Consider the following 17,625-nt stretch of genomic DNA (forward strand, 5'->3'; position numbering starts at 1 on the left):
CCAATGTCGGCGAGAGAACGATATTTCGAGCCAGAGCTGCGGAGCTTCCAGGCAAAAGAGCCGGGGATGAAAGCTTTGCTATCCTTGAGGTGCCCCTTGCAATGAGAGCCCGCAACTTTTGGTGTACCACGCTGCTGCTGCTATGTCATCCGCAGCTTTGGTCACAGGCATTAACGAAGCAGTTTCCTCCCGCGGGTCCGGCAAGCGCGCAAAGTGCAAACGGGCCACGTGTGGACGCCCCCGCAGAAGCCGCCTCGGCCTCCGCGAGCATTCCCGACCCTGCCGACGCCGATCCTGACGATGCCAGCGTTTCCAGCACCATCCCCGAGGCCCACGTCGTTCCTCCGCCGCCCGTCGGTCTGCCCGTCAAGATCGAGGCAGTGACGCAGACCTCGGTCAAGACCGACGCCGGAGTGGTCTACACCCTGCTTGGCAATGTCGTCATCCACTACAAGGACTACGTGATCTCCGCCGATCGCGCGACCTACAACCAGGACACCGGCGACATAGTTGCCCAGGGCAATCTTCGCGTCGACGGCGGACCGGACCAGGCGCACCTGCGCGCCTCGCACGGAACCATGAATCCCGATGCCCATATCGCGCACTATTACGACGTAACCGGCACCCTGGGCCAGGGCCGCACATCGCAGGTCAAGGCCGTTACCAATTTCATTCCCGGTGTCGGAGCCATCGCGCAGAGCAAGCCCCAGCTGGCCTCATCCAGCCCCTTCGCCATATCCGGCAAGGAGTTCATCCAGACTGGCGAGCAGAGCTATCACGTCATCCAGGGAACCATGACCTCCTGCAGCCTGCCCAACCCGGACTGGCAACTGATCGCGCGCAATTTCTTCCTCCAGAACGGAGTCGCCAGGGGCAAGAGCAGCGTCTTCGAGCTGAAAGGACTGCCGATAGTCCACAAGGTGCCGGTCTTCTACATGCCCTACGTGACCCACGCGATCAACGGCGATTCCCGACAGTCGGGAATCGAGATCCCCATCCTCGGCAATGACACCACCAAGGGATTCATCTTCGGCGAGGAAATCTATTTCGTACTCGGGCGCAGCGCCGACCTGACCGTCGGAGCCCAGTACTTCTCCAAGCGCGGCTTCGCTCCCTCGGCCATCTTCCGCTTGCGTGGGCGCGGCAACGACTTCGCCACATTCCGCTTCCAAAGCCTGCTCGATCGGCTTCCCGGAAACGAAAACCAGGGCGGCGTGGACATGCTCTTCGACGGCCGCCACGATTTCGATACCGAGACGCGCAGCGTTGCCGACATCGAATACCTGAGCTCCTACGCCTACCGCCAGGAGTTCGAAGACAACTACTCCGTCGCCATCAACTCGGAAGTCAAGTCTCAGGCCTTTCTCGCCCACTCCCACCAGGCCCTCGCCGAAAGCATCGCCTTCAATCGCTATCAGAGCTTCGAAAGCAGCGCCGGCACCGTAACCGGAGAGCAGGAGATCACCATCCTGCACGTTCCCTCGCTGACCTTCGATGGCATCGATCAGTATCTCGAGGGCACCCCGCTGATGTGGGGAGTCACTGCGAGCGGCAGCGGCCTTTCCCGAACCGAGCCCGGCTTCCAGACCTCGCACGTCGTGCCGCGGCTGGATGTCTATCCTCACCTGGCGCTGCCTGTGCATTTCTATGGCTGGACTTTTCGCCCGGTGGTAGGCCTGCGTGACACCTTCTACGGGAAGAGCCAGAACCCTGGCCCCCTGGGCATCGTCCCGACCGAGCGCGATGCCACCCTGAACCGCAAAGACTTCGAGGCCGGCCTGGACTTCCGCCCCCCCGCACTCCAGCGTGACTTCTCAACGCCCTGGCTGGAACACCTCCTGGGCGCAGACGTGCGCCACACCCTGGAACCCGATGTGCAGTACAAGTACGTGACCGGAATCAATGACTTCGATTCCACCCTGCGCTTCGACTCCGTGGACGTAGCCAGCAACACGAACGAGCTGGAATATTCGCTCACCCAGCGCCTGTTTCTGCGCCACCTGCGCCCGCATCCCTGCACCGGAGACGAAGCGCTCGGCCCTGACGACACCTGTGCCGGGGAAACCGTGAACTGGCTGAGCTGGCAGGTCGCGCAAAAGTATTTCTTCGACGACCACTTCGGCGGAGCCATCACCCCGCGCAGCCGCAATGTGCTGGACACCACCCTCGACCTGACCGGCGTAGCCTTTCTGGCCCGGGAGCGGGCCTACTCGCCCGTGATCTCCAGGCTGCGCTGGCAGACGACCTCATCCACCAACCTCGAATGGGACGTCGACTACGACACCAAGACCGGCCGGCTCGACTCCAGCAATATCTTCGCCGCTTACAAGCACGGCGATTACACCTTCACCTTCGGCGATGCCCACCTGCATACGCTGCCCGGCGCAGAACCCGCGAGCACGGCCACAGCAACCCCGTCCGGAACGACCACCCCGGCATCAACCTCCACCGCCGCAGCAACGGAGACCAACTTCAATCAGGTCCGGCTGTCGGCGATCTACGGAAACTCGATCAAGCCGGGGCTAAGTACGGGAATCAACGCCGGATACGATTTCACTCTCGACAAGCTCCAATATGGCGGCGTGCAGGCCAATTACAACTGGAACTGCTGCGGCTTGAGCTTCGAGGTGCGCCGCTATTCGCTGGGAACCGTGCCCGAACACACGACTTATCTCTACAACTTCACGCTGGCAAATGTAGGATCTGCGGGCAGCCTCTCCTGGGCCACCAGGGTCTTCTAGGACAAAAGCGCCCTTCAGGGACGGAACTCATCATGGCCTCGCTTTGCAGCCCTGCCTTATCGACTCGCCTTGTGGCTTGACTTCGTCTTGGAAGCGTACGACCCTACAGGCCGTGCGTGAATGGGGCTCAGGTTGCTGACAAAGCACTGGTTTGGGGTAGATACGGCCTTCACGCCATGTGTAAAGCAGGTGAAATCGCCGTGGCTTTAGCCGCCGAGGGGAAACCCCGCTCGCCAAACAAGGTTGGTCATGATCTGGCAGCGGAGACAAAGGGCCTCAGCCCTGGAACGAGGAAATTCGGATCAGCCTAGAGAGCTGCAGCCAGGCGCGGATGAAGTCCCGCATGATTCGCCTCGTAGAGGCAGAGCAGCCGGCGCAGCATCAGGTAATAAGACGATGCGACCTGGTGCAGATAAAAAGGAAAACGGATCGGACGGCGATGCAGGGTAGCGTCGAACTTGATGCGGAAAAGAGCCCGCTTGAGCATGATCGCGTCTTGCCGCATGCGTTCCGCCACGATGGCGGCTTCGACCATGTTCCAGCGGCTGGCATAGGCGGCCAACGCAATCATGATGTCGGCATTCTGCTTCATGCGCCGCAGACCCTCCGGCCCGCCCAGCAGAGCCCACATATCACCCGGCTCGATTTGCAGCTGATGCCCATGCGGATCGATGTGGTCCAGAGCAACCAGCTCCAGTCCGCGGAAATGGACTGGCTGAAGCATCTGCAGTAGGTCGTCCCACTCCTTATCGCGGAGCTGCGTGACACCCTTCATCGACCAGAGAAGAGTGGCCCCGGTTGCGAGGACGGTACCGCCGGCGACGATAAGGTAGGGAAGGCTCATGAGGACCGTCGCGAATCGGAGCGACTAACCAACTTGTCGACATAGTAGCCGAGCTGACGCTGCTGTTCAACCAAAAACTTGTGTCTTTCCGGTGAAACCACGCGGCTAGGCTCTTCCTGCCAGAAAATGAAAATCCAAAAGCCTAGAGCAACCAGATTCGCGAGATCCCCTACATATTGCAACCGCTGATAGAGGGTGGTATAGCCCAAATAACTATGAAAGGTCTCTACAACGAAAGTAATGAAGGCCCACATCGTCCAACCTTGGGCCAGCCCTATGACGTGATTGCGCCACGCCAGGCCATACTGACGAGCTGTAACAAGAACGGCAATCGAGATCATGCAAGTTAGCATGATTGCAAACAGCTTGCCCTTGATCACCCATGCCCAGGTGTAGGTGGGGGCATGGGGACTGGCAATGAAAGTCAGCCCGAGCGCCGCAACCAGGCTGATTCCACATGCTGCCACCCAGAACGAACGCGCGCCGGATGCCCATCGGCCGAAGGGGCGGAATACCTGACGGGCAATTTCTACAACGACGGCAATTTGAAGAACGAACTCAATGGCTTGGCCGATCCAAAAGGCATAGGAATACAGGCTCTGATCTTTGAAAGCAAAAAACAGAACAATGTTTTGGAGCGCGTCAAATCCTATCAGCGTCGCGAAAAACGGGAACTGACGCGCCCTCTTCTTGCCTATCAGGACGGCGAATAAAGCCGCGAAGGCAGAAAATCCGGCGATCCACAGCGCCACGTCTTTCCAGGTGAGGCCCATGGCTAATAGCATGAACCATCAACTCAACCGTAGTACAGGTAATTCCGCCAGAACTGTCTGCTTAACCTCGCAGCACGCCTGGCGGTAACGGCTCGGGCGCAGTGATCAACGAGGCGTAGGAAGTTGCGGCGAAGCCGGCCAGAATGGTAGCGGCGAGGACCAGATTGCGAACGATCTTGTTCATAGTGAATCTCCAAATATGAAGTGAGTTCGAGATGCTTGGGTTGAGTGACAGCCGAGAAACGACTTAGCCCCGCAGCACGCCTGGCGGTAACGGCTCGGGCGCAGTGATCAACGAAGCGTAAGAGGTTGCGGCGAAGCCGGCCAGAACGGCGGCGGCAAGGACCAAATTGCGAACGATCTTGTTCATAGTGAATCTCCAAATATTGAAGTGAGTTCGAGATGCTTGGGTTGAGTGACAGTCTAGAAACGACTTAGCCCCGCGAAACACCCGGCGGCAAAGGCTCCGGCGCAGTCATCAACGAAGCGTAAGAGGTTGCGGCGAAGCCAGCCAGAACAGCGGCGGCAAGGACCAGATTGCGGACGATCTTGTTCATAGTGAATCTCCAAATATTTATCGAGTCGAAAACGTTGCGTTGAACAGCAGTCTAGAAATGGTTTAGCCCCGCGAAACGCCCGGCGGCAGCGGCTCTGGCGCAGTCATCAGCGAAGCGTAAGAGGTTGCGGCGAAGCCGGCCAGAACGGCAGCGGCAAGGACCAGATTGCGAACGATCTTGTTCATAGTGAATCTCCAAATATTTATCGAGTCGAAAACGTTGAGTTGAACAGCAGTCTAGAAACGATTTAGCCCCGCGAAACACCCGGCGGCAAAGGCTCCGGCGCAGTCATCAGCGAAGCGTAAGAGGTTGCGGCGAAGCCAGCCAGAACAGCGGCGGCAAGGACCAGATTGCGAACGATCTTGTTCATGATGAGTCTCCCGTTTGCTTAAACAACATTGATTGTTGAATTGAATTCCCAAAGAACGACTTAGCCGCGCGGCATTCCTGCGGGCATCGGCACCGGAGCGGTAATCAGGCTGGCAAAGGACGCGCCGCTGAAACCGGCAAGCATGGTGGCGGCGAGAACGACGTTGCGAACAATCTTGGTCATTTTGATTCTCCCCGTGCTGGGTCGAAGTGATGTCAAATGCAATGGTTAGGAATAGCCTACAAACGAGCTAGCCGCGCGAAATACCCGGTGGCATCGGCTCTGGTGCACTGACCAGCGAAGCGTAAGAGGTTGCGGCGAAGCCGGCCAGGACGGCGGCGGCAAGGATCAGGTTACGGGCGATCTTGTTCATGGAAAGCTCCTTGTTGATTGCATTTTTGAAGCAGGTGCGTGCTGAACAGGCAGGTCGGGCGCCCGCCTTATGGTCTTTCAGCATAAGTCGTTTAGGTATTGGCCGGTAAGAGTGAAACGAAACACTTTGGTTACATCCGTGTGGACTGGATTCCGCACTACCTTCTGCATGAGAGATTCCCCCCGGGCGGTAACGCAACCAATGTTGTATAGAGCCTATGCTGTCTGGATTGCTTCGACAATAAAATGATGCAAGTAAGTTGCATCTAAGTAGTTTTTTGCAAAGTACACCTGCTTTTAAAGGCAGATACAACTTGTTGTGGGTGACTAAGTCCATTTCCCTGCAGCCAATTTCGGATCCATCCCACGGTAACCAGCGGCCTCGATCAGGCTTCTGCCGGCCTCGGCTCCTCTTCCCCAGTGAGATAATCGAGACATCCGAAAGGTGGCTGGTTTGTCTCGAATCCGACTCATTTTTGTCTGCCTGCTGGCCGTGGCCGCGGCAGGCTGCAAGGCACAAACAAACCCGGTTGCGGCGGGCAGCCCTGTCGACCGGGAGACCGCACGCAAGATCGAAGTGCTGGCCCGGGAAAAGCTGAAAGTTCCTACCGAGTATGTGGTTACCGTCGGACAGCGCAGCCCCGGCGAAATCCCCGGCTTCGACAAAGTCAATGTCACCTTCTCGCTCCCTGGACATGCCGACCACACCCAGACCCTTTCTTTCCTGATATCAAAAGATGGCCAGACCCTGGCACGGCTCTCCGAGTGGAACATCGCGAAGAACCCGGCCGACCTGGTCCCCTACGCCAACCGGCCGGTGCGCGGAAACCCTGACGCCAAGGTAGTGATCGTCAACTTCGATGACCTCGAATGCCCCTACTGCGCCAAGATGCACGCCGAGCTCTTCCCGGACACTCTGGATCATTACAAAGGGCTCATTAAAGTGGTGTATCGGGACCTGCCCCTCGAAGAGCTGCATCCCTGGGCAATGCACGCCGCCGTCGACGCCAACTGCCTGGCCTCCCAGAACGCTTCGGCCTATTGGAGTTACGTGGACTATCTCCACGTCCATGGCGAGGACGTCACCGGGCCGGACCGGAATCTGGTGAAGGCCAACGCCACCCTCGATAAGCTGGCCACCCAGCAGGGCGTGAAGAGCGCGCTCGATGCCGCCACACTCAGCGCCTGTGTCGCAAAACAGGACGAAACCGCGGTCCGCTCCGAGGTCAAGCAGGCCGAGGACCTCGGCATCGAACAGACGCCCACCCTCTACGTCAACGGCGAGCAGATGCAGGGTGCTCTGGATGTCTCCACGCTGTGGACCATCATCGACCGCGCCCTGGTCTCGGAGGGAGTCACCCCACCCGCTGCCCCCAAGCCGCCGGAGCCGGCCAAGCAGGGTAACTGACGCCGAAACTCAAATCGGCATGACCTCGCAGTTTGATCATTACGCAGCGATTCATGCCGATTTGCGGGCTTTCAATTATGCTGGAAGAGCCGCCTTTCGAACCCTGGCCCTGCTTGTGCCGGCTGGTAAGTCGCGACCGGTGCATCGCCATGTTTGCCGATGCGATTCTAAGGAGATAACTGTTTGCAATTCCGATTGGACGCTCACCGCACCACCCTCGCCCCATCCACTTCCAGCACCATCCGCAGTAAGCGTCCCTTCCAAATGCATGCAGCGGCGGCGCTGGCGCTGGCCGCAGTCTGCGGCGTAACCGGCTGCCAGCGGGGTCACAGCCCCGACACGCTGGCCATTGTAAACGGAAAGCCGATCCTGCGCCCTGACGTAGAAACGCGCTACCAGGACACCCTGGGGCAATCGAACCAGCATCCTTCGCGCGAGCAGGGCGACATCATCCGCCTGAACGTGGTGCGCGATCTCATCGATGAAGAGATCCTGATGCAGCGCGCGGCCAAGCTGAATCTCGTGGCCACCGACGAAGAGGTCATGAGCAAGATCAACGAGTTCAAGGCGCCCTTCACCCAGGAGGAGTTCAACAAGCGTCTGCAGGACCGCCATCTGACCCTGGACGACCTGAAGCGCGAGATTCGCCGCGGCAAGACCGAAGAAAAGCTCTTCAATAAAGAGATCAACTCCAAGATCAACATCACCGACACCGATATCGCGAATTACTACAACGCGCATAAGGCGGAGTTCAACCTCATCGAGCCTCAGTATCATCTGGCTCAGATCGTTGTGACATCGGTCGCAGCGCCCGCGCAGCAGGCCGGCAACCTGCAGAACAGCAAAGCCGCCAACGATACCGACGCCAAGAAGAAGATCGACACCCTGCACAACCGCATCGAGAGCGGCGAAGACTTCGGCATGCTGGCAGCGAACTTCTCCGAGCGCCCCGACAACGCGCAGAGCGGCGGCGACATGGGCTTCGTCTCCGAGTCCCAGCTGCACTCCGATCCCGAGATTTATAACGCGGTCGGCAAGCTGAAGCCGGGACAGGTAACCGACGTGCTCCCGCTTTACGAGGGAACACCGGCCGGAAAGAAAGCCGTTGGCTACGCCATCTACAAGCTCGTCGACAAGCAGGCCGCCGGACAGCGTGAGCTGAACGATCCCCGCGTGCAGCAGGCCATCCGCAGCCAGTTGCGCGACGCCCGCTCGCAGCTGCTCAAGAACGCCTACATCGAAATGCTGCGCGATCAGGCCCGCGTCGAGAACTACTTCGCCGAAGAGATCTTCAAGAACGGAGCCCAGTAGCGATGATCCGCTACGGCATCCTCGGCTTCGGTCATCACGCCGTCAAGCGCATGATCCCAGGCTTTGCCGAAGCTCGCGATTCGCAGCTCGCCGGCTTGTGGCGGCGCAATCTCGATAAGGCTCGCGAGAATGCCCGGGAGTTCTCCATCCCCCATGTCTTCGAGACGGCCGAAGCTCTCTGCGCGTCGCCCGAGATTGACGCTATCTTCATCTCGTCGCCAGACGCCCTGCACCTCTCCGATGTTTTGCTGGCCGCGAAGCACGGCAAAGCCATCCTCTGCGAGAAACCGCTGGGCATGAACACCGGTGAAGTGGAACAGATGCTGGCCGCGGCCAAGGCTGCGAACGTTGTACTCGGTGTGGCTCAGAATATGCGCTACTACCGCAGCCTGGCGCTCATCCGCCAGTGGATCGCCGAGGGCAAGGTCGGCAAGCCGGTGCTCGCGCACTCGCAATTCGCCTACTCTGCGGAGAGAAGCCCCCGCGAGTGGATCTACGACCCCGCGCTGGCCTGTGGTGGCCCCATCGGCGACGTAGGCGTGCATTGCCTTGACGCCCTGCGCTTCGTCCTGCAGACAAATGTAACCGCGGTGAGCACATTAGCCCATAGCGATGCGGAATCGGGTGCGGTCGAGTCCTACGCGGTGCTCGCGCTCGCGCTCGCCTCCGAGGCCATGGCCACCGTCACCGTGACCACACGCGCCAGCTATCGCAGCCTGGTCGAAGTCACCGGAGAGATCGGCGTCATCCTCTGCGAGAACGGCCTGACCGTCGATCATCCCATCGAAGTCGTGCTGCGCAAGGGCGATCAGGTTCTCTTGAGCGAAACAGTCACCAACGCCGACGCCTACGGCCTCATGCTCGACGGCTTCGCCCAATGGACCGAGGGACGAGGCGACTACCTGGCCCCAGCCAGCGACGGCCTCCACAATCAAAAGGTGCTGGACGCCGCCTACGCCAGCTGGCGCAACGGCAGACGCGAAGCCATCAGCTAGTCTCAGCGTCCTTGCAGCCGTAGCACGTTTCCATCACTCCTTTTGCAATTTTAAGAATTGTCATCCCGAGCGGAGTTCGCGTAAGCGAACGCAGTCGAGGGACCTGCAGTTTTAACCGCTCCCCGGCACAAAGAATGTTGAATGACTTCTTGGCGTCCTTCGCGTCTTAGCGGTGAACCCGCCGGTGGTGATCCCGCCGGGTGCCCCATCCTTCACAGTGCCATCGTGAAGGGTGGGAGACCACGAAAGCAAAACTCGGTCGCGTTTGAGATATGGGCGATCTCGTTCACTCCACCACCGCCAGCACATCCCCAGCAGCCACCGTACCCCCGGCCACAACGCGAACCTCAGCGACCACACCAGCCTTGGGCGACTTCAGCTCGTTCTGCATCTTCATCGCCTCGATCACCACCACGCCCTGATTGGCCTCGACCGTGTCGCCTCTCTGCGCCAGCACCCGCACCACGCGCCCCGGCATCGATGCCTTGATCGGCCTGGGTCCGTCGCTGCCTTGGGCATGTGCCCGGCGGCCTTTGAGCGAGCGCGGATCTGCGATTCGATAAGTATGCCGCTGGCCCCCAAGATGAACAGTCGGCTCTTCGGCGTGATCCTCTAAAACCGCCCGATACGCGCGATTGTCGATGATCAGCGAAAGAACTCCGGGACGCAGCAAATGGGCCTCGACCGCAACCTCCAGCCCATCCACGGTGGCCCGATACTGATGCGGATCCTCCCCCCGCTCAAGCTCAATCGTGCGCAAGCCTCCGGCCATCTCCAGCTGCAGCTTCATCCGCGCAGTCCCTCGCGGCGCGCGATGTGCTTCCAGCCGCTCTCCGGCGGCTGAATGGGAGCGAGCGTGGGCGTGGCTCGATGATGCCCGAAGATCGCGGCGGCAAGCGCAGCGACATCTTCGCTATTGCCTTCCTCTGCAGCAGTCGCCTGCGACAACAGGCGGTCGAGATATCCGGTATCGATCTCCGCGTTGCGGAAGCCGGCGTCGTTAAGAATGCGGCGAAACAGCCCGAGATTCGTTCTGATCCCGCCCACCACGTACTCATCGATGGCGCGCAGCAGCCGCGCGATGGCCAGCTCGCGAGTAGGTGCGTAGGCGATGAGTTTCGACAGCATGGGATCGTAGTCCATTGGCACCACCCATCCCTCGTAGATGCCGCTATCCTCGCGAATGCCCGGCCCTCCCGGCTGCAGTAGCCGTGTAATGCGCCCCGGAGAAGGGAAGAAGCCGTTGTCGGGGTCTTCGGCATAGACCCGGCATTCGATGGCATGCCCGCGCAGCTGCACCTCCTGCTGCGTGAAGGGCAGCGGCTCGCCCGCAGCAATATGTAACTGCAAATGGACAAGATCCAGCCCCGTAACCAGCTCGGTCACCGGATGCTCCACCTGCAGGCGCGTGTTTACCTCAAGGAAGTAGAAGTTCTGCTCGCTGTCCAGCAGGAACTCGACGGTGCCGGCATTGGTGTAGCCCGCGGCCTGCGCCAGCCGCACCGCCGCTTCTCCCATGCGCTGCCGCAGCGCAGGTCCAACGACAGCCGAGGGCGCTTCCTCGATCACCTTCTGGTGGCGCCGCTGCACCGAGCACTCGCGCTCGCCAAGATACACGCAGTTGCCGTGCTCATCGGCCAGCAGCTGGATCTCGATATGGCGAGGCTGCTCGATCAGTTTTTCGAGATAGACCTCGCTCGACCCAAAGGCCCGCTCCGCCTCGCTCTGCGCCGACTCAAATGCGCCTTTGAGATCTTCTTTCCGCATCACCGCGCGCATGCCCTTGCCGCCGCCCCCGGCCGCAGCCTTGAGCATAACGGGATAGCGAATCTCTTCGGCGACCGCATACGCCTCTTCGATAGACTCCAGCCCCCGCGTCGAGCCCGGCGTACGCGGCATCGCAGCTCGGTCCGCAGCCTGACGCGCGCTGGTCTTCGATCCCAGGATGCGCATGGCCTGCGAGGTCGGTCCGATAAACTTGATCCCGGCTTTCTCGCAGGCTTCGGCGAAGCCGGCATTCTCGGAGAGGAACCCATAGCCGGGATGAATCGCCTGCGCCCCCGTCTGCCGGGCGATATCCAGAATCAGATCGCCACGCAGGTAAGACTCCGCTGCCGGTGCAGGCCCAAGACGAAAGGCTTCATCCGCTTCGAGCACATGCAGCGCAGCGCGGTCCGCATCGGAGTAGACAGCCACAGTCGCGATCCCCAACTCGCGGCAGGCACGCTCGATGCGCAAAGCAATTTCGCCGCGGTTGGCGATAAGGATCTTTTGGAACATGGGGATCGGAGGCAAGAGGCAATTCTAGAGCAATCTCCGGCTTCTTGTAAGGTTACCGTCATCCTGAAGACCTTGCGTGTCTCACCGATGAGGATAGGTGAGGGCTTCCGCCGTCACGAAGGTAGGGAGAGCTTCAGCCTTCATGACGGGTAGGTGAAGGCGTCAGCCGTCATGAGGGTAGGTGAGGGCTTCAGCCATCACATCGCGGAGATTGCAAGAAGAGGCTTTAGCCTCTGAGGTGCTTTCGCGACAATGATCTCGTCCTGGCTCCGCCCTTGCGAAGAGAATCGAAAGCAACCGCTGCCGCGTTTTCCGGAGGGAGCGTGAGGCTTCAGCCTCACGAATAATCCAAAGGGAATTTAGGGCAGCCCCGGGCCCTTCGCTTCTAAACCCGAAACAAAGGCCGGGTGCCCCATCCTTCACAGTCCCATCGTGAAGGGTGGGAGACCACAACGCGTGGGAATCACAAAACAAAAAGCCCCCGGCGAACCGGGGGCTTTTCGAGCCTGTCAAAGCTACTGCATCACTACGCCTTGGGTCTGGCTGTTTTTCTTTTCCTCATTAGCCTTGCGAGTGCTCATAGCCTTCTCACGCCACTGATCCACCTGCGCCATGTCGTCCTTGCGTGCGGAGTCGTTCCCGCATTCGAGGTCGGCCTTACGGCGGTAGGTCAACTGGAGGTAAGCCATCGCGTCGTCGTAGGAGGGTCGGATCTCCACGGCTTTGTGGAGATATTCGAGGCCTTCATTGACCAGCTGGCTGTTGTCCGTCAGCAGATCCTGGCATGCTTTCTTCGGCATCTTCGCATTGCCCATGCCGTCGTCCTGCATGCCCACCGCCTGCAGATCCTTCACTGCATTGCGATAAGCCAGACGCCAGTCGATGCTGCCGATGGTGTAGGCCGCTTCAGCATCCTGAGGATCGACTTCCAGAACTTTCTTCTGCCAGTCTTTCGCGTCCTGATACTTGCCGATGTTGAAATAGATGCTCGCGATTCCCTTCAGGCTATTGACGTCCTTAGGGTCCTGGGCGAGAACAGTCTGAAAATTTTGAATGGCGAGGTTGGCGTTCTTGAGATTGTCCGACGTCGTGAGGTCGGGAACAACCTGCTGCGCATAAGCGGTAGCCAGATAAGAGCGAGCCATGGGCAGCGTCGGGTCATAGTTGACCGCCTGCTGGAAGTGATTGATGGCTTCTTCGTACTTGGCACTCTTGTAGGCCTGGACTCCCTTATTAAGCTGATCGCGGGCCTTGAGGCGCTGGCACCCGGTCATAAGGACCAGCAACGAGAGCGTTGCCGCGGCCATCACCGGAAAACGTGCAATTCGATTCATTCTGTTTCTCATCTCCTTCGATCGCCAGGCGAGCCCTAGCAGATGGGATGCTTCAAGGTCGCGAAAAGGAGAAAACTCCTCGCGCTGCTGATTGTAATTCGTTTGCACCATTAGGCAAGGGGCATAAGGGACAAACTGCGGATCGGGTGGAAGCGTATATTTCCGTGGGGTGAAGAAACTATGCAGCAAAAAAGCGGGCTCTACTGACCCGCTTCAATCTTGGGAGTTATCAGTCCGATGCTGGTGACCCCTACCGCCTTGCCGATATCGACCACTTCGGCAACGGAGGAGAAATTCAAATTCGGATCGCCCTTTACAAACATAACCTTTTCCGCGCGCGTGGCATAGATGCCGTCTAACCGCGTGCGCAGCTGATCCCTGGCTACGTCGTCCTGATTGATCTTGTAAGTTGGAATCCCGTTCGCCGCGCCGCTGACCTGTATCACAATGGTCCGGTCATTCGGAACATCCGGCTGCTTGGTCTTCGGCGGCTGGGGCACCAGGGCGTCCAGGCCATGCGGCGTGACCGGCACGATCACCATGAAGATGATCAACAACACCAGCAGCACGTCGATCATCGGGGTTACGTTGATATCGGAGTTCAGGCCACCTGGTCCGCCACCACTTCCCATTGCCATACGTCAGTTCCTCATTTCTCAAAAAGCTGAGATGCAATCCTTACCGGGCTCGCTTACTGGCCGGAGGGAGCGGCGGTGTTGAGTTGCGTCGCCTGATCGGTCAGCAGCCCCACTTCGTCCACACCGGTCGTTCTTACCGCATCGATGGCATCCATCACGGTGCCATAGTGCGCGCGTGCATCGGCACGGAAATACACCATCTTGGTCGTCTTGTTCTGGAGCAGATCGCCGACCTTGGAGCCGAGATCGGCCAGGGTGGTCTGATTCTGTCCCAAATAAACTTTGCTGTCGCGGGTGACGGCGATGGTGATCGCGTCTTCCTTGCTGGCATCGTCCATCGCGGCGGCGTTTTCGCTCTTCGCGAGGTCGACGTTCACCTTGTTCGTCAGCATCGGCGTAATGACCATGAAGATGATCAGCAGCACCAGCATGACGTCCACCATGGGGGTGACGTTGATGTTGGAATTTACTTTCTTGCCTTCGTCTCTCTTTGCGAGTGCCATTCTTTACTCCCTGGTCTGTCCATCTCCGAAAGCGGCGCTCCCAAATCGTTTCGATTGGGCGCTTCTTCGGCCTTCCTTCACTGCCCAGGCGAAAATTTGGGCACCGGGAACGGAACGGATCGGATACCGCCCGCTCCCGATGTGTGATTCCCGTCTTATTCCCCGACTTTATTCCCTTGCTTCACTTGCTGACTTCGGGGCAAAGCATGCTGGAACATCCGGCCGCCGCTGCGCGGGAAGCACTCCCATAAGGAGGCTTCCCCGAAGCTACAACCAGCGTGCCCTAGCGGCGGCTGCTCTGCTTGATGAAGTAGTCGATCAGTTCGCTCGAGGAGTTGTCCATCTCGACGTCGAACGCCTCAACCTTGTTGGTGAAGTAGTTGAAGGTCATAACGGCCGGGATGGCGACCAGAAGACCGAATGCGGTGGTGACCAGAGCTTCCGAGATACCGGAGGCAACTGCGCCGATACCGGGAGTCTTCTGCGTGGCGATTTCCTGGAAGGCCTTCAAAATACCGGCGACCGTTCCGAAGAGACCGACGAAGGGAGCTGTCGAGCCAATGGTGGCCAGACCGCCCAGGCCGCGCTTCAGCTTGGCGTGCACGATGGCCTCGGCACGCTCCAGGGCGCGCTTCGACGATTCGATCTGCTCGGCGGTGATGGCGCCGCCGCTGCCGTAGTTGCGGAACTCCTGCAGACCGGCAGTGACCACTTCCGCCAGGTGCGACTTCTTGTTGCGATCGGCAACCTTGACCGCTTCGTCCAGCTTGCCCTCTTTGAGAGCGCCGGCAACGCGGGGAGCGAACTCACGCGACTGCTTGCGGGCTGCCGCGAAGTACAGGTAGCGGTCGATGATCACGGCCAGAGACCAGATCGACATGATGAAGAGCACGAACACAACGCCGCGAGCCAGCCAGCCCATGTTGTTCCAGAGATCGATGGGGCTGAAACCGACTGCCTGCTGATCCTGAAAGAAACCCAGCGCTGCCGGGCTAACTGCAAGTTGGTGAATATGAGCGAGAATCACTGAATCTTTCCTCCTAGGGAGTTACTTCTGGAATCACAGTAAAAGTCTTAGCGGCTGCGGATTGCTTTCCCGGGGTTTTCCGGATCGGCAGAGATCCGGAAATCAACCACCGAGGGTAAAGATGACGTTGACCTGGGTTTCCACCTCAACCGGCTCGCCGTTGAGCAGGTAGGGCTTGTAGCGCCAGGTTTTCACCGCTTCGAGCGCCGCCTGCTGAAGCATTGGCGGACCGCTTACGACGCGAAGACCTTCGATCGATCCCGCCTTCGAAATTGTTGCCTGAAGAACGACCGTCCCCTGAATGCGGGCAGCCTTGGCAATCGCCGGATACTGCGGCGAACTGCCTCCCAGCTTGTTACCGGCGATCACACCGGCGGAGACCGCAATCTTCTTCGGTGCAGCAGCCTTCACTACGGGTGCCGGGCCGGTTCCGATGCCGCCAAGAATGCCGCCCATCACGCCGCCTGCGCTACCGCCGGACATACCGTCCATGCCGGCGACGCCTGCCATGGTCGGCGGAGGAGCTGCGTCTTCCTTGACCATCTTGATTTCTTTAGGAATTTTGGTGAAGGTGAGCTGATTGTTCAGCATCTCGGACACCACCTTGATCGGATGCACGGGAGCCGGTGGTGGCGGAGGCGGTGGGGGTGGTGGCGGAGGCGGCGCAACCAGCAACGTGGTCATGGCCGTCTTCGGCAAGGCTTCAGGGTAAATCAGGGGAATCAGAATCAGGGCTGCGATGATCGAACCGTTGAGAATTATTCCAACAAAAGTGAAATACTTGCTCTTGGTTTTGAGCTTTCCGCCGGATTCTACGAGAGCATCTTCAAACATGGCCTACCTCGATCACGCGAAACGTTGTTACCACCTATAGACACCGAACCACTATCAATTTGTTCCCGAAAAAATTAAGACGTTCTGAAGTCAAAAAGTTAAGACGTTCTCAAGCAGAAAAAGGTGGGCTCACGTTCTATAACACAAGCTCCCATGATTCATGAAACTTCAAATGCTCAGGCCTTGGCTTTCTTCGCGGCAGGTAGAACTGCCGATTTGCCGCGGCCAGAGCGCCAGTCCTGATACGCAACCAGCATTGGCGCTGCAACAGCGATGGAGGAGTAAGTCCCGATCAAGATACCAATAACCAGCGCAAAGGAAAAGCCATGCAGCACTTCTCCGCCAAACAAATAGAGCGAGAGCACGGTGAGGAAGGTCAGGCCCGAGGTAAGAACCGTCCGGCTCAGTGTCTGGTTGATGCTGCGATTCACGACCACCGAGAGCGGCTCGCGACGGCTCATGCGCAGGTTCTCACGAATGCGATCAAAGACCACGATGGTATCGTTCATCGAATAACCGACGAGCGTGAGAATCGCCGCAATAACGGTGAGCGAGATCTCCTGGTTCGAGAGCGAGAAGGCGCCGATGGTGATCAGCGTGTCGTGAAACACAGCGACCACCGCGGCTACGCCATAGATCAGCTCGAAGCGGAACCACAGATAGACCAGCATGCCGGCCAGCGAATACAGCGTCGCCAGCAGCGCCTGCTTGCGCAGCTGCGCACCTACCTGCGGCCCGACGATCTCCACGTTGCGCACCGCAAAGCCGGAGAGATAGGCATCCTGCTTCAGCTCGTTCGCCACCGCTGGAGTAGTCACGCCGGAAACGTTGTCGATTGACGCAAACAATCCGCCGTGCTGATTATCGCGGTCATCGAGGATGGCGTTGGCCTGCTGCGTGTAGTGCTGCGTGGAGGAATCGCTATTTCCCAGATGCTCGGGATCATGCTGCGCCAGCCACGCCGCCAGCGTGCTGCGTCCCGCGTTATCCAGATCGAGCTTGCCCTGATTGGCCGGCCCGGTCGCCGAATAATTATTGGTCAGCGTGCTCACGATCGCCGCGCGTCCCTGGTCCAGAGCCGCTTCACTGGTCTGCGACTCGGCCAGTGTGATGATCACCTCGTCGCCCGTCGCCGCGCCGAAGGACTGAATGCGCGAGTCCTTGAGACCAGCCCTGTCAGCCGCGCGGCGGATGTGGTCGATATCCGGCTTCTGGTCGAACTTCACCCGCACCATGGTGCCGCCCTTGAAGTCGACATCCAGCGGAAGACCATGCCAGAAGAACAGCGAGAGCAAACCAGCCACGCTGAAGATCAGAGAAAATCCGAGGAAATACCACTTCTTCCCCAGCCAATCGATTTTTACTTCACGAAACAGTTCCACGAAAGAGATCCTCTTTAGCTGAAGAACGGTTGGCTGAGAAGCGGTCAGCTAAAGTCCGGACAGCTAAAAACCGGTTAGCAACGACGCTCCCACCCAATCCACATCTCAAAGCTTCACGCTCACAACAAATCTTTTAAACCAAAACAAAACTTGTCATCCCGACCGAAGTGCGCAGAAGCGCACGAAGCGGAGGGACCTGAAGTTCAACCAATGTCTACTCACCACCAGCGACGGAGCAACCACCGAACCAGCGACC

The 17,625-nt window shown here is 59.0% G+C and carries 21 protein-coding genes; 4 read left to right on the forward strand and 17 right to left on the reverse strand.

Annotated elements, in window-relative coordinates:
• Positions 1–230 precede the first annotated feature (230 nt).
• Positions 231–2,741: an LPS-assembly protein LptD gene (locus XX99_RS16565; RefSeq protein WP_156186039.1), complete on the forward strand. Its 2,511-nt coding sequence runs from the start codon at positions 231–233 to the stop codon at positions 2,739–2,741.
• A gap of 307 nt (positions 2,742–3,048) precedes the next feature.
• On the opposite strand, the gene XX99_RS16570 is transcribed toward XX99_RS16565, so the two are convergent.
• The 9 genes from XX99_RS16570 to XX99_RS28410 form a co-directional block, all read right to left on the reverse strand.
• Complete coding sequence (locus XX99_RS16570; RefSeq protein WP_231581443.1) at positions 3,049–3,585, reverse strand: hypothetical protein; 537 nt, start codon at positions 3,583–3,585, stop codon at positions 3,049–3,051.
• Complete coding sequence (locus tag XX99_RS16575) at positions 3,582–4,370, reverse strand: hypothetical protein (RefSeq protein WP_156186040.1); 789 nt, start codon at positions 4,368–4,370, stop codon at positions 3,582–3,584. The genes XX99_RS16570 and XX99_RS16575 overlap by 4 nt, the downstream gene beginning before the upstream one ends.
• 49 nt (positions 4,371–4,419) lie before the next feature.
• Entirely contained in the window at positions 4,420–4,542 is a 123-nt protein-coding gene (locus tag XX99_RS28380) for a hypothetical protein (protein ID WP_260315391.1), read from the reverse strand.
• Between the two features lie 63 nt (positions 4,543–4,605).
• On the reverse strand, positions 4,606–4,728 hold the full coding sequence (locus XX99_RS28385) for a hypothetical protein (protein ID WP_260315392.1): 123 nt from the start codon (positions 4,726–4,728) through the stop codon (positions 4,606–4,608).
• Positions 4,729–4,792: 64 nt separating this feature from the next.
• Positions 4,793–4,915 (reverse strand): hypothetical protein, encoded by a 123-nt coding sequence (locus XX99_RS28390; protein ID WP_260315393.1) that lies wholly within the window; start codon positions 4,913–4,915, stop codon positions 4,793–4,795.
• A 62-nt stretch (positions 4,916–4,977) separates the two neighbouring features.
• Positions 4,978–5,100, reverse strand: a complete 123-nt coding sequence (locus XX99_RS28395) for a hypothetical protein (RefSeq protein ID WP_260315393.1) — start codon at positions 5,098–5,100, stop codon at positions 4,978–4,980.
• Between the two features lie 62 nt (positions 5,101–5,162).
• The gene (locus XX99_RS28400) at positions 5,163–5,285 is read right to left on the reverse strand and encodes a hypothetical protein (RefSeq protein WP_260315393.1); all 123 of its coding nucleotides are present in this window, start codon (positions 5,283–5,285) and stop codon (positions 5,163–5,165) included.
• A gap of 60 nt (positions 5,286–5,345) precedes the next feature.
• A complete protein-coding gene (locus XX99_RS28405; RefSeq protein WP_260315394.1) occupies positions 5,346–5,468 on the reverse strand; it encodes a hypothetical protein in 123 nt (40 codons plus the stop codon).
• Between the two features lie 67 nt (positions 5,469–5,535).
• On the reverse strand, positions 5,536–5,658 hold the full coding sequence (locus XX99_RS28410; RefSeq protein WP_260315395.1) for a hypothetical protein: 123 nt from the start codon (positions 5,656–5,658) through the stop codon (positions 5,536–5,538).
• 453 nt (positions 5,659–6,111) lie between these two features.
• On the opposite strand from XX99_RS28410, the gene XX99_RS16580 reads away from it, so the two are divergent.
• The 3 genes from XX99_RS16580 to XX99_RS16590 all read left to right on the forward strand — a co-directional run bounded on the left by XX99_RS16580 (position 6,112) and on the right by XX99_RS16590 (position 9,371).
• Entirely contained in the window at positions 6,112–7,065 is a 954-nt protein-coding gene (locus XX99_RS16580) for a DsbA family protein (RefSeq protein ID WP_050060539.1), read from the forward strand.
• A gap of 183 nt (positions 7,066–7,248) precedes the next feature.
• Positions 7,249–8,376: a SurA N-terminal domain-containing protein gene (locus XX99_RS16585; RefSeq protein ID WP_231581444.1), complete on the forward strand. Its 1,128-nt coding sequence runs from the start codon at positions 7,249–7,251 to the stop codon at positions 8,374–8,376.
• 2 nt (positions 8,377–8,378) lie between these two features.
• Positions 8,379–9,371, forward strand: a complete 993-nt coding sequence (locus XX99_RS16590) for a Gfo/Idh/MocA family protein (RefSeq protein ID WP_050060540.1) — start codon at positions 8,379–8,381, stop codon at positions 9,369–9,371.
• A 286-nt stretch (positions 9,372–9,657) separates the two neighbouring features.
• Here XX99_RS16590 and XX99_RS16595 read toward each other — a convergent pair whose 3' ends face one another.
• The 8 genes from XX99_RS16595 to secF all read right to left on the reverse strand — a co-directional run bounded on the left by XX99_RS16595 (position 9,658) and on the right by secF (position 17,369).
• The gene (locus XX99_RS16595) at positions 9,658–10,161 is read right to left on the reverse strand and encodes an acetyl-CoA carboxylase biotin carboxyl carrier protein subunit (RefSeq protein ID WP_050060541.1); all 504 of its coding nucleotides are present in this window, start codon (positions 10,159–10,161) and stop codon (positions 9,658–9,660) included.
• Positions 10,158–11,651 (reverse strand): acetyl-CoA carboxylase biotin carboxylase subunit, encoded by a 1,494-nt coding sequence (gene accC, locus XX99_RS16600; protein ID WP_050060542.1) that lies wholly within the window; start codon positions 11,649–11,651, stop codon positions 10,158–10,160. Before accC ends, XX99_RS16595 begins: the two co-directional genes overlap by 4 nt.
• Positions 11,652–12,166: 515 nt before the next feature.
• Positions 12,167–12,985: a tetratricopeptide repeat protein gene (locus tag XX99_RS16605; RefSeq protein WP_050061103.1), complete on the reverse strand. Its 819-nt coding sequence runs from the start codon at positions 12,983–12,985 to the stop codon at positions 12,167–12,169.
• A 200-nt stretch (positions 12,986–13,185) separates the two neighbouring features.
• Entirely contained in the window at positions 13,186–13,623 is a 438-nt protein-coding gene (locus tag XX99_RS16610) for an ExbD/TolR family protein (protein WP_050060543.1), read from the reverse strand.
• Positions 13,624–13,676: 53 nt separating this feature from the next.
• Positions 13,677–14,126, reverse strand: coding sequence for an ExbD/TolR family protein (locus XX99_RS16615; RefSeq protein ID WP_050060544.1), 450 nt, complete (start codon positions 14,124–14,126; stop codon positions 13,677–13,679).
• A 283-nt stretch (positions 14,127–14,409) separates the two neighbouring features.
• Complete coding sequence (locus XX99_RS16620) at positions 14,410–15,153, reverse strand: MotA/TolQ/ExbB proton channel family protein (protein ID WP_050060545.1); 744 nt, start codon at positions 15,151–15,153, stop codon at positions 14,410–14,412.
• A 102-nt stretch (positions 15,154–15,255) separates the two neighbouring features.
• The gene (locus tag XX99_RS16625; protein WP_050060546.1) at positions 15,256–15,987 is read right to left on the reverse strand and encodes an energy transducer TonB; all 732 of its coding nucleotides are present in this window, start codon (positions 15,985–15,987) and stop codon (positions 15,256–15,258) included.
• A gap of 176 nt (positions 15,988–16,163) precedes the next feature.
• A complete protein-coding gene (gene secF / locus XX99_RS16630) occupies positions 16,164–17,369 on the reverse strand; it encodes a protein translocase subunit SecF (RefSeq protein ID WP_050060547.1) in 1,206 nt (401 codons plus the stop codon).
• Positions 17,370–17,625 lie beyond the last annotated feature (256 nt).

The organism is Silvibacterium bohemicum, from assembly GCF_001006305.1.
Taxonomy (GTDB): domain Bacteria; phylum Acidobacteriota; class Terriglobia; order Terriglobales; family Acidobacteriaceae; genus Silvibacterium; species Silvibacterium bohemicum.